General features: G+C 69.6%; 10 protein-coding genes. 1 reads left to right on the top strand and 9 read right to left on the bottom strand.

The genetic code is table 11. The features are described from left to right. Positions 1 to 38: 38 nt before the first annotated feature. From hemW to lepA, 4 genes are all read right to left on the bottom strand, one after another. Complete coding sequence (hemW, locus tag ASC61_RS14205; RefSeq protein ID WP_056212958.1) at positions 39 to 1,205, bottom strand: radical SAM family heme chaperone HemW; 1,167 nt, start codon at positions 1,203 to 1,205, stop codon at positions 39 to 41. Positions 1,206 to 1,209: 4 nt separating this feature from the next. Beyond that, on the bottom strand, positions 1,210 to 3,045 hold the full coding sequence (locus tag ASC61_RS14200) for an AMP-dependent synthetase/ligase (RefSeq protein WP_056212956.1): 1,836 nt from the start codon (positions 3,043 to 3,045) through the stop codon (positions 1,210 to 1,212). A 71-nt stretch (positions 3,046 to 3,116) separates the two neighbouring features. Further along, on the bottom strand, positions 3,117 to 3,752 hold the full coding sequence (locus ASC61_RS14195) for an MOSC domain-containing protein (protein WP_056212955.1): 636 nt from the start codon (positions 3,750 to 3,752) through the stop codon (positions 3,117 to 3,119). Positions 3,753 to 3,842: 90 nt separating this feature from the next. Beyond that, positions 3,843 to 5,693: a translation elongation factor 4 gene (lepA, locus tag ASC61_RS14190; RefSeq protein ID WP_056212953.1), complete on the bottom strand. Its 1,851-nt coding sequence runs from the start codon at positions 5,691 to 5,693 to the stop codon at positions 3,843 to 3,845. 242 nt (positions 5,694 to 5,935) lie between these two features. Here lepA and rpsT point away from each other — a divergent pair, with 242 nt between their 5' ends. Further along, positions 5,936 to 6,196 (top strand): 30S ribosomal protein S20, encoded by a 261-nt coding sequence (gene rpsT / locus ASC61_RS14185; RefSeq protein ID WP_056212949.1) that lies wholly within the window; start codon positions 5,936 to 5,938, stop codon positions 6,194 to 6,196. A gap of 40 nt (positions 6,197 to 6,236) precedes the next feature. Here rpsT and ASC61_RS14180 read toward each other — a convergent pair whose 3' ends face one another. From ASC61_RS14180 to ASC61_RS14160, 5 genes are all read right to left on the bottom strand, one after another. Then, positions 6,237 to 7,400: a DUF418 domain-containing protein gene (locus tag ASC61_RS14180; RefSeq protein ID WP_056212947.1), complete on the bottom strand. Its 1,164-nt coding sequence runs from the start codon at positions 7,398 to 7,400 to the stop codon at positions 6,237 to 6,239. Continuing rightward, positions 7,400 to 8,371, bottom strand: coding sequence for a DNA polymerase III subunit delta (holA, locus tag ASC61_RS14175; protein WP_056212945.1), 972 nt, complete (start codon positions 8,369 to 8,371; stop codon positions 7,400 to 7,402). Before holA ends, ASC61_RS14180 begins: the two co-directional genes overlap by 1 nt. Positions 8,372 to 8,380: 9 nt before the next feature. Continuing rightward, complete coding sequence (locus ASC61_RS14170) at positions 8,381 to 10,621, bottom strand: ComEC/Rec2 family competence protein (protein ID WP_056212943.1); 2,241 nt, start codon at positions 10,619 to 10,621, stop codon at positions 8,381 to 8,383. Next, positions 10,618 to 11,349, bottom strand: a complete 732-nt coding sequence (locus tag ASC61_RS14165) for a helix-hairpin-helix domain-containing protein (RefSeq protein ID WP_056212941.1) — start codon at positions 11,347 to 11,349, stop codon at positions 10,618 to 10,620. The genes ASC61_RS14170 and ASC61_RS14165 overlap by 4 nt, the downstream gene beginning before the upstream one ends. Before the next feature lie 197 nt (positions 11,350 to 11,546). Then, entirely contained in the window at positions 11,547 to 12,392 is an 846-nt protein-coding gene (locus ASC61_RS14160) for a DegV family protein (RefSeq protein WP_056212939.1), read from the bottom strand. Positions 12,393 to 12,399 lie beyond the last annotated feature (7 nt).

The following is a 12,399-nucleotide window of genomic DNA, read 5'->3' as shown; positions in this document are numbered from 1 at the left end:
CGTAAGCAGTAACTTCGCGTTACTTCAGCGAATCGCGACTATTCGACGAGCTCGCGCACGACCGCGTCGGCGAGCAGGCGACCCGTGCGGGTCAGGACGAGCCGGTCGCCCTCTCGGGTCGCGAGTCCGCGCGACACCACGCCCGGCACCGCGGCCCCGGCTGCGGCGCCGAGCGAGCCGAGGTCCAGCCCGGTGCGCAGCCGGGTCTCCAACATGATCTGCTCCATGCGCGCGGTGGCGGTGTCGATCGTCTCGCCGTCATGCCGCGGCGACTCCCCCGCGGCCAGCCTCTGGGCGTACGCCGCAGGGTGCTTGACGTTCCACCAGCGCTCGCCGCCGATGTGGGAGTGCGCGCCGGGGCCGATCCCGAGCCAGTTGTCGCTGTGCCAGTAGAGGACGTTGTGTCGGCACTGGGCCGCGTCGTCGGTCGCCCAGTTGGACAGCTCGTACCAGCCCAGCCCCGCGGCGGAGAACAGCTCGTCGGCGAGCACGTACTTGTCTGCGGTCTCGTCGTCGTCGGGCATGACGACCTCGCCGCGCCTGACCTTGCGGGCGAACGCCGTGCCGTCCTCGACGATCAGGGCATACGCGCTGATGTGGTCGGGCTCGAGGGCGATCGCCTGTTCGATGCTGGCCCGCCAGTCGTCGACCGACTCCCCGGGCGTGCCGTAGATCAGGTCGACGCTGAGCTGCTCGAACCCGGCCTCACGCGCCCACCGCACGGCCTGGGGCACCCCTGCCGGGTCGTGCGTACGGTCGAGGGTCGCCAGGACGTGTGGCACGGCGGACTGCACGCCGTACGAGATGCGGGTGAAGCCGCCGGTCCGCAGGGTCGCGAGCGACTCGGGCGTGACGCTGTCGGGATTCGCCTCGGTCGTGACCTCCACATCGTCGGCGAGCCCGAACGTGCGACGGATCGCGTCGAGGATGCGTACGAGGTCGGCCGACGGCAGCTGGGTCGGCGTGCCGCCGCCGAAGAACACCGTCTGGACGACCGGTGCGCCCACGAGCTCGCGGCCCGCCTGCTCGATCTCGAGGATCGCCGTGTCGGCGTACGACGCGCGCGTGGCACCCTCGCCCAGCTCGTCGGCGGTGTAGGTGTTGAAGTCGCAGTAGCCGCAGCGCACCGAGCAGAACGGCACATGGACGTAGACGCCGAACGGGCGGTGCCCCAGCGTGGACAGGGATCGTTCGGTCAGGGGCACACCCTCAAGCGTAGAAGGCGTCGAGGATGTCCTTGTTGTTGGCTTCGACGACGTTGCGCTTGACCTTGAGGCTGGGCGTGATCTCGCCGTTCTCGATGCTGAGGTCGTGGTCGAGGATCGCGAACTTCTTGATCGTCTCCCAGCGGTTGAGCTTGGCGTTGAGCTCGTCGATCTGGCTCTGCAACAGGTCGTGGATCTCCTGCGACGCGACGACCTCGGCGTACGACTTGCCGGCCATGCCGTGCTTGCCCGCCCACTCCGCGACGCCGTCGGGATCGAGCGTGATGAGCGCCGAGCAGAAGTTGCGCTCGTTGCCGTGCACGACGATCTGGCTGGTCAGCGAGCTGATGCCCTTGAACATGCCCTCGATGTGCGGCGGGGCGACGTACTTGCCGCCCGAGGTCTTGAACAGCTCCTTCTTGCGCCCCGTGATGAACAGGAAGCCGTCCTCGTCGATCCGTCCCTCGTCGCCCGTGTGCAGCCAGCCCTCGGAGGTGAGCGATGAGGCGCTCTCGGCGTCGAGGTTGTGATAGCCCTGCATGATGTGCGGGCCCTTGATGAGGATCTCGCCGTCCTCGGCGATCTTGGCCTCGCTGCCGGGGAACGGCGTGCCGACCGAGCCGAGCTTGAAGCTGGTCGGCTGGTTGACGAACGCGCCGGCTGACGTCTCGGTCAGGCCGTAGCCCTCGAGGATCAGCACGCCTGCTGCGTGGAACCACTCGGCGATCTCCGGCGACAGCGCGGCCGCGCCGGAGATGAAGAAGCGCACCCGACCGCCGAAGCGGTCGCGCACCTTGGAGAACACGAGCTTGTCGGCGACGGCGAACTTGGCCTTGAGCACCGGCGAGACGGCCTTGCCGGAGCGAACCGCACGGGAGTACTCGACGCCGACGCCCTCGGCCCAGCGGAAGATCTTGAGCTTGGCGCCGCCCTCGGCCTCCGCCATGCCGACGATGCGGCCGTAGGCCTTCTCGAAGATGCGGGGCGCGGCGCCCATGAACGTCGGCTTGATGATCGCCAGGTTGTCGACGATCTTGGGGACGCGACCGTCGATCGCCGTCGGGAAGCCGATGGCGATCTGCGTCGACAGCAGGACCTTGCCGAACGAGTGCGCCATGGGGAGCCACAGGAACTGCAGGTCGTCCTCGCTGAGGAACCCGCCGGAGACGATGACCGCGCCCTCGTACGTCCAGCCGTCGTGGCTGAGGCGTACGCCCTTGGGCCGGCCGGTGGTGCCGGAGGTGTAGATGAGGGTCGCCAGCGAGTCGGGCTTGGTCGCGGCGACACGATCCTGGACGACCGTCGGGTGCTGCTCGAGGTAGCCCTCGCCGAGCTTCTCGAGCTCGTCGAAGCCGATGACCCAGTCACCGTCGGTCGTGCCCTCGAAGACCACGACCTTGATGATCGACGGCAGCTCGGAGTGCTTCTCGCGGAGCTTGGCGACCTGCTCGTCGTCCTCCGCGAAGACGATGCGGCTGTCGGAGTCGGCGAGGATGTAGGCGACGTCCTCGGACATCGTCGAGGGGTAGACCGTGGTCGTCGCGGCACCGGCAGCCAGCACGGCGAGATCGGCGAGGATCCACTCCAGACGTGTGCCGGAGGCGATCGCCACCCGCTCCTCGGGCTGGATGCCGAGCGACACGAGCCCGGCCGCGAGGCGGGTCACCCGGTCGCCGGTCTCGGACCAGGTCATCGAGTGCCAGTTCTCGTCCTCGTCGGGGTAGCGGTAGGCCTCGCGCGGGCCCGACTGCTCGACCCGCGAGAAGAACGCGGCGCCCATGCTCGGGGCCCGGTCGTTGACGATCTCGATCTGTTCGGGGGTGGCGACGGTGACGGTCATGGCGGAGTCCTCTGGCGCGAGCGTACGGAGAGCGGGGGCTGTGGTGCCGATCACCCTAACTTACCCTTGAGTCACGTCGCAGTGTTGTTGATGCGCGCACCCAAACGTCGCGCGACGAACGAGTCGAGACGCGGCTCCTCGGCCAGCAGCGGGATGAGGTGCCGCTCGGTCGTCAGAGCACGAAACAGCAGGTCAACCGTGACGTCGTGGGCGCGGCGCTCGACGATCTCGATGCGGTCGCCGGCCTGCACCGCCCCGGACTCGATCACCCGGAAGTACGCGCCCGGCCGGCCCTCCAACGTGAACCGCTTGACCCACTGCGGCTCGCCGACGAACCCTTGGAACACCGAGCACGGGATGCGTACGCCCGACAGCTCCAGCAGCGTTTCTCCGATGCGCCACCGCTCCCCGGCGCGGGCGGCGTTGAGGTCGATGCCCTGCGTCGTGAGGTTCTCACCGAACAGGCCGGCTCTCAGCTCGCGGCCGAGGATCCGTTGCCACGCGTCGAGGTCCTCCCGGGCGTACGCGTAGACCGCCTGGTCGGGACCGCCGTGGTGCCTGAGGTCGGCGATCTCGTCGTCGCCGACGCCGAGCGGGTGCACCTGCACGGTCCCGTCGACGGGACGCTTGTCGATCGCGGAGCGCTTGAGCTGCCCCCACGGCACGTCGACGGTGGACCCGGTGTTGACCGACTCGACGAATGGCATGCGCCAGAGGCTATCGCCCAGTTTTGTGACGAAGATCGGCAGCGGCCGTACGAACGTGACGAGCTACATCACAAGACGCGGGCGCCGGGGCTACTTGTCGGCGTCGCCGGTGGAGAGGGCGGCGATGAAGGCTTCCTGCGGGACCTCGACCCGGCCGACCATCTTCATGCGCTTCTTGCCCTCCTTCTGCTTCTCGAGCAGCTTGCGCTTGCGGGAGATGTCGCCGCCGTAGCACTTGGCGAGCACGTCCTTGCGGATCGCCCGGATGTTCTCGCGGGCGATGACCCGGGCGCCGATCGCAGCCTGGATCGGCACCTCGAACTGCTGACGCGGGATGAGCTCCTTGAGCTTCGACGCCAACGAGACGCCGTAGGCGTAGGCATTGTCGCGGTGCACGATCGCGCTGAACGCGTCGACAACCTCGCCCTGAAGCAGCACGTCGACCTTGACGAGGTCGGCGGCCTGCTCTCCGGTCGGTTCGTAGTCGAGCGACGCATAGCCCTTGGTGCGGCTCTTGAGCGCGTCGAAGAAGTCGAACATGATCTCGCCCATGGGCAGCGTGTACTTGATCTCGACGCGGTCCTCGGACAGGTAGTCCATGCCGATGAGCTGGCCACGGCGTGCCTGGCAGAGCTCCATGATGACGCCGATGTAGTCCGACGGGCTCAGCACCGTCGCCCGGACGACCGGTTCGTAGACCTTGTCGATCTTGCCGTCGGGGTACTCCGACGGGTTGGTCACGGTGATCTCCTTGCCGTCCTCCATCTCGACCCGGTAGACGACGTTGGGGGCGGTGGAGATGAGCTCGAGGTTGAACTCGCGCTCGAGCCGTTCGCGGACGATCTCGAGGTGCAGCAGGCCGAGGAAGCCGATGCGGAAGCCGAAGCCGAGCGCGCCTGACGACTCCGGCTCGTAGACCAGGGCCGCGTCGTTGAGCTGCAGCTTCTCGAGGGCGTCGCGCAGCGTCGGGTAGTCGTCGCCGTCGAGCGGATAGAGGCCGGAGTAGACCATGGGATTGGGGGTCTTGTAGCCACCAAGCGGCTCTGTGGCGCCACGGATGTTCGACGTGACGGTGTCGCCCACCCGGGACTGGCGGACCTCCTTGACGCCGGTGATGAGGTAGCCGACCTCACCCACCCCGAGATCGCCGGCCTTGACCGGCTCCGGGGAGATGACGCCGACCTCGAGCATCTCGTGCACGGCGCCGGTCGACATCATCTTGATGCGATCGCGGTGCGAAAGCTTGCCGTCGACGACGCGGACATACGTCACGACGCCCCGGTAGGTGTCGTAGACCGAGTCGAAGATCAGCGCGCGCGGCGGCGCGTCAGGGTCGCCCTGGGGCGGCGGGACCTCGTCGACGATCAGGTTGAGCAGCTCCTCGACGCCCTGGCCCGTCTTGGCCGACACCCGCAGCACGTCATCGGGGTTGCCGCCGATGATGCCGGCGATCTCCTCGGCGTACTTCTCCGGCTGTGCGCCCGGCAGGTCGATCTTGTTGAGCACGGGAATGATGTCGAGGTCGGCATCGATCGCGAGGTAGAGGTTGGCCAGCGTCTGCGCCTCGATCCCCTGGGCCGCGTCGACGAGCAGGACAGCGCCCTCACACGCCTCGAGACTGCGGCTCACCTCGTACGTGAAGTCGACGTGCCCCGGGGTGTCGATCATGTTGAGCACGTAGACCGTGCCGGCGTCGTCGCCGCTCGACTTCACGAACGGCATGCGGACGGCCTGGCTCTTGATCGTGATGCCACGCTCGCGCTCGATGTCCATGCGGTCGAGGTACTGCGCCTTCATGTCGCGACCGTCGACGACACCGGTGTGCTGCAGCATGCGGTCGGCCAACGTCGACTTGCCGTGGTCGATGTGCGCGATGATGCAGAAGTTGCGCAGGACCTTCGGGTCGGTGGCCCCGGGCTGGGGAACGGGGCTGGTGCTCATGATGTCCCCATTGTCCCATCACCCCGGGCATGCTCGTGCCACGTGGGTCGCGTGGCCGGGTTTCGACAGCTGGCGGCTTCGCCGCGATCGCTCAACCTGGCTCAACGCTCCTCGCTGCGCTCGTCGGTCCCGCCAATTTGAGCGGGCGGGCTGCTCACTGATAGAGTTGGCGGTCGCGTGCCTCGGCATGTCCAACAACTTTTTCGCAGCATCCACACATTCGAGAGAAACAGGTTTGCCCCGTGGCGAATATCAAGTCGCAGATCAAGCGCAACCGGCAGAACGAGCTGGCTCGCGAGCGCAACAAGTCGGTGCGCTCTGCCCTCAAGACCGCCGTGCGTCGCTTCGAGGAGGCCGTGACGGCCGGCAACACCGACGACGCCAAGAAGCTCGCCGGCGAGGCCACCAAGAAGCTCGACAAGGCCGCTTCCAAGAAGGTCATTCACAAGAACCAGGCAGCCAACCGCAAGTCGGCCATTGCCAAGAAGGCCGCGTCACTCTGACGTACGCCATGAGGACAGCCGCCCCACGGGGCGGCTTTTTTCATGCCCGGGCGCCTCGGCCCCACACCGACAGCCGGCGCATGACCCACTCGAGCGGCCCCTTGCCGATGAATCGCTGCCACAGCGTGGCGGCCAGGCACAGCACGACGGCCTGCACGGCCCAGTCGCGATAGCTGCCGTGCGCGAAGTCGTTCGGATGGTCCTCGTTGAAGCCGACCCGGAGCCGCCAGGCCCACAGCACGTGGACCGTGTAGAGCGTCAACGTCATCGCACCCGCCGCCCGCACCGGGGTCAGCAGCAGACGTGCCCACGGCAGCCGGATGACGAGGGCGCACACCCCGAGCACGAGGATGGCTGACCCGATCGAGCTGAAGACGTTGAGCGGCGTCGAGGTGTGCTGGCCGACTTGCAGGAGGTCGTTCCAGCGCATCGGCTCGTACGGCCAGAAGCTCTCGGCGAACAGCTGCCGCCAGCCCATGTCGTAGCGATCGTCCACGGCCCCGTTGCGGATCAGGAGCCACCCCGCCGCCAGGGTCACGGCCACGAGCACCGCCCCCACACCGACGAGCCACCAGGCCACGGCGGTACGGCGGAGATCGAGCCGCCCGATCGCGAGACCGACCAGGACGTACGCGAACCAGACCGCCGCGGGGTAGGCGCCCCACACGAGGATCTCCATGACCAGGTCGGCGGGGTGCTTGAGGTCCGACAGCTCGGCCTGACCAGCCCGCACGGGCGAGTGCTCGATTCTCGCCCACAGCACGGCGATGGGCGCCGCCACGGCCCAGAAGCCGGCGAGCGCCAGCAGTGTGCGCGTCGAGAGCCGCCGGAACGGGAGCGCCACCACGATCAGCACGCCATAGAAGCCAAGGATGATCAGGACCGGCATGTCGTGCAGCGAGCCGAGGCTGAGTCCGAGCGCGATCAGCAGGACGGCGCGGATCAGCGTGGCCCGCCACGAACCGGCCCCGCGCGGCTCACGCTCGTGGACGAGCATGAGTGCCGTGCCGGCGAGCATGGCGAACAGCGGTGCAGCACGGCCACCGATCAGCATGTGGCCCACGGGCGGGTCCGGCTCGATCCAGTGGGCCGCGAGGTGCACCAGCATCATGCCGAGCAGGGCGAAGCCCCGCGCGAGGTCGACCGCCTCGACCCGGCCTGCGCGGGACACCGGCGGAGCGGCCTGCGCCACCTGCGTCGCCATCAGCGGCGTCGCTGGGCCGCGACCTGGAGCACCATGCGTTCGATCGCGTAGGCCGGGTCGGCCGAGCCGCCCTTGACGTCGAGGTCGGCCTGCGCCACGGCTCCGAGCGCCTGCGCCAGGCCGTCCTGCTCCCACGAGCGCAGCTGCTGGCGCATCGAGCGGATCTTGAACGGCGGCGCCCCGACGTAGGCCGCCAGATCGTTGTCGCGCATGCCATCCGGCGCGCTGGCGAGCTTGGCCAGCGAACGCAAGCCGCTCGCGAACGCGCTGGTGATGAGCACCGGGGCGACCTTGGCGGTCTCGGCCCATCGGGCGGCCTCGAGCGCGACGTTGATGCGGCCGTCGATCGCGGCGTCGGCGATTTCGTAGCCGCGCACGTCGGCTCGCCCGCCAAAGTACTGGCGTACGAGCGAGGCGCTGATCTCGGCGCCCTTCTCGAGGTTGGAGACAAGCTGGTCGGCGGCCCCGCCCAGAGCGCGAAGGTCCTGACCGACTGCCGCGACCAGCAGCGTGGCGGCCTCCTCGTCGATGCGGGCGCCGAGATCACGGATCTCGGTGTAGACCCAACGTGCGTAGTCGCGTTCGTACTTGGGCTGCTCGAGCTTGACCTCGCTGACGGTGCTCATCTTGCGGAGCTTGTCGAGCAGGCCCTTGCCCTTGGTGCCGCCGCCGTGGACCAGCACGACGGCGATGTCGGGCGAGGTCTCGCCCGCATAGGCCAGCAGCTCGGTCTGTGCCACGTCGGGCAGGTCCTGCAGGTCGGTCAGCACGAGGGCGCTGACGTCGCTGAACAGTGAGGGACTCGTGAGGCCGGCGAGCTCGCCGGGTTGCAGGCCCGCGGCGCTGGCCTCGGCGACCTGGCACTCGGGGTGCTCGGCGGTGACGGCCTTGACGGCCCTGGCACGGGTGCGGTCGGCGAGGAACTCGGCATTGCCGGTGATGAGCAGGATCTTGCCGAATGCCGTGGCCACGGAGACAGACTAGTCGCGAGTCACGACGAGAAGCCGCCCGTCGCGCTCGACGATCGCGATGTCGCCGTCGGTGTCGGTGCGCCACCACTGCATGTCCTCGTCACGCAGCAGCGAGAGCGCGGCCGCAGCCGGGTGGCCGTAGTCGTTCCCCTCCCCCGCACTGATCGTCGCGAGGCGTGCACCGACGGCGTCGAAGAACACCTTCGACTGCCGCGCGCTGCCGTGGTGCGGCATCTTGAGGACGTCGGCGGACAGGTCGGGATGCTCGCGCAGGAGCCCCTCCTGCGCCTCTGGCTCGATGTCGCCGGCCAGCATCAGGCGTACGCCGCGGACCTGGGCGGCCAGCACGACGCTGGCGTTGTTGGCCGTCGACCCGTCCCCGCTCGCGACCCGCACGGGACCAGACGCGGAGGGCCAGAGCACCTCGGCCGTGACGTCGCCGACGGTGAAGGACTCGCCGGGCGTGGCGACGTGCTGCGCGATGTCCGCCCGTCCGGGGCCGCCGGTCGGCCCGACCGCGACCTGGTCCACCTGGCGGCCGTCGAGCACGCCGGGCCAGCCGTCCGTGTGATCGGCATGGCCGTGGGTGAACACCATCAGGCGTACGCGATGGACGTCGAGCCGGTCGAGACACCGGTCGACGAGGGCCGGGTCGGGGCCGGCGTCGACGACCACCGCGAAGCCGCGGCTGGCATTCAGCACCGTGGCATCGCCCTGACCGACGTCGCACGCCACCATGACCCAGCCCTCCGGCGGCCACCCCGTCTGCGGCGGCCGCCACACCGCCACCAAGAGACCAGCCGACAGGCCGATGAACACGACGGGGCGTGACGAGATCGCCATGATCACCGCCGTGGCGAGCGGTACGAGCACCAGCAGCCACTGCCACGGCGCTCGCCACTCCAGCGACGCGGCGTCGAGCGCGGCGGCGCGGTGCCCCACCGTCAGGATCCAGCTCGCGCAGGCGCCCGCGACGATGCCTGGGAGGTGGCTCAGCGGCGCCGACGCCAGCGCGACGATCCCGCCCACCAGCCCGGCGACCGTCGCCGGGGCCACGGCGGGAGCCGCCAGCAGGTTCGCCACGACCGCCACCAGGGAGATCTGGCCCGACAGGGCGGCGATGGCGGGCGTGCAGACCAGCTGAGCAGCGATCGGCACCGCGATCGCCAGGGCACACCACCGCGGCATCCAGCGTTCGAGCCTACGAGCGAACGGCGGAGCCAGCAGCAGGATGCCGCCGGTTGCCGTCGCCGACAGGATGAAACCGGCCGATCGGGCCAGCCAGGGGTCGAGGAACAACAGGCCGACCATCGCCCACGCCAGTGCGCGTACGCCTCCACGCGCCCCGAAGCCGAGCGCCGCGACGCCGACGGCACCCATCGCCGCGGCACGTACGACGCTGGGGTCTGGCCGCGCGAGCAGGACGAACGCGACGATCGAGAGGGCGCCCAGCACCCAGAGGCCGCGGCGGCGCACGCCGGCGGCTCGCCCGACTGCCATCACGACGGCGAGCACGATCGTCAGGTTGGTGCCCGACACCGCCATGAGGTGCGTGAGCCCGCTGCGGCGGAAGTCCTCCTCGACCTTGTCGCTGACCCGCCCGTCGTCCCCGTCGACGAGAGCCGGGACGAGCGCCTCGGGCTCGTCACCGACGGGAGTCACCGACTGTCGTACGCCTTCGCGCACGCGCTCGGAGGCCTCCCACCACCACGTTGCTCGGTCCGCCGGGCCTCGCCGGACGACATCGATGACAGCTGCCTCGTCCGAGTCGTCTGACGGCGCGAGCCGGCCCGTGGCGGCGAACCTCCGACCGACGACCAGGTCCTTGGCGCCACCGTCGAGGAACGCCGTGGCGTGATCTCGTGTCCTGATGTCGGCATCCCTGCTGACCGCACGGCGTACGAGCACCTCGACCACGACGGACTCATGGCCGTGATGCGTGAACGTACGGGCGTCGCGGCGGACCTCGAGGTCGAGGGTCGCGAGACGGTTCTCCCTCGCAAGCTGGGTGAGCGGCGAGTGCTCGATCGTGGTGAGCCGCCAGGCACACGACACCGCGATTGCCGCGAGGCACACGGCTGTGAGGAGCCAGACGAGCCCGCGGTGCGGACGCCACCTGGCCAGGGCGCCCGCTGCGGCGATGCTGGCGATTGCGACGACGACCGAGACGTACGAGCCGACTGTGACGAGCCACGCTGCCGCGCCCCACGCGACGAGCGCCGGTGGGAGCATCCGCAGGTCGTGGGTCACAAGGTCACGAGATCGCGCAGCTCGGCGAGCGTCGCGTCGCCGATGCCCTTGACGTCGAGCAGGTCCTCGACCGAACCGAACCGGCCGTTCTCGTCGCGCCACGCGAGGATCGCCTGGGCCGTCACGGGTCCGACGCCGGGCAGCGTGTCGAGCTGTTCGGCGGTCGCGGTGTTGAGATTGACCTTGCCGCCTGCCGGCGCGCCGGAGCTCGCCCCGCCGGAGGCGGCAGGTGCGGCGACCGGCTCGATGCCGACGAGGATCTGCTCGCCGTCGTCCAGCACCCGGGCCATGTTGAGCGAGGCGGTGTCGACCCGCCCCTTGAGCCCCCCGGCCGCCTCGATCGCCTGGTAGACGCGCGATCCCTTGGGCACCGTCACGATGCCGGGCTTGCGGACCTTGCCCACGACGTCGACGATCAGCTCCGCTTCGGCCGGCTTGGCCGTGTCCGTGGGTGCCGTGGACGTGCCGAAGGCCAGCGGTGCCGCGGGTTCGGTGGTCTTGGGCCGCCCCGACAGCAGCCACCAGACGAGCAACACCGATGCGGCGAGGGCGATCGTCGCGAGGACCTTGGCGTGCGGGAGCTCGAGGGTGCGGCGTACGCGCTCCTGCTCAGGCTCCTCGGCGGGCGGCAGCTCGGCGTCGAACGAGGCCGCGAGCTGGGCCAGGCGACGCCGGGCGATCTCGGCACGGGTCTCGTCTGTCGGAGGAGAGGGACGCCTGGGCTTCACATGTCGACGCTAGGCAGGGCGGGGCCCGTCGCGCGTGCGCACGACGCCGGCTGTGGACGGGAACGCGCAACGTACGTCCCGTGGAAAACCTCGCGTCGCGACCGGGTCGGTGACCTGGGTCGAACGGGCCAGCTGCCCGTTCGACCTACGTCACCGCTGGCCTGTGGACGTTCGACCTGACGCACCGCCCGATCGGGTCAGCGTGGGGTGACGGTCACCGAGATCATGCCGGGGCCCACGTGTGCGCCGATCGAGGCGCCGACCTCGTCGACGCCCACGCGGTCCAGGTCGAGTGCCCCCGCGAGGCGCTCGGCGACAGCCATGGCCACGGCGGGACTGGCGAGGTGCTGGACGCCGACGTCGAACCCCTGCTCGCAGGCCGCGGCCTTCTCGACCGCGAGCGCCTCCAGCCGGGCGAGCGCCTTGGCCTGCGTGCGTACGCGCTCGAGTGGCACGACCAGTCCATCGGTGATCGTGAGGATCGGCTTGACCGCGAGTGCGGAGCCGATCAACGCGGCTGCGGCGCCGACGCGCCCGCCGCGCTTGAGGTACTCGAGCGTGTCGACGTACAGCAGGACGGTCGAGGACTCGCCGGCCCGCTGAGCCGCCTCCGCAACGCCGATCGCGTCCTCGCCGGCGTCACGAGCCGTGGCTGCCCGGCCGGCGGCGAACCCGGTTGCGATGCCCACCTGCATCGAGTCGATGCAGGTCACCGGCACCGACGCCTGCTTGGACGCCAGGATCGCCGAGTCGAGCGTGCCGGACATCTTGGCGCTGAGGTGCACCGACACGATGGCCTCGGCACCGTCGGCAGCCAGGCGCTCGTACACCGCGAGGAAGTCGTCCGGGGTCGGCCGTGACGTGCTGACGGGTACGAACGAGGCCAGCGCCTCGGCGATCATGTCCGCCGTGACGTCGACGCCCTCGGTGTAGGTCTCGGCACCGATGATGACCTGCAGCGGCACCACGGCAATGCCCTCGCGCACGGCATCGGCAGCCGACAACGACGACGTCGAGTCCGTGACGATCCCGATCCGAGGCATGACCGAA

The sequence above is a fragment of the Aeromicrobium sp. Root344 genome, from assembly GCF_001425755.1.
In the GTDB taxonomy this organism is placed as follows: domain Bacteria; phylum Actinomycetota; class Actinomycetes; order Propionibacteriales; family Nocardioidaceae; genus Aeromicrobium.
Note: the sequence above shows the minus strand (reverse complement) of the source record. Positions and strands in the feature narration are given on the sequence as shown.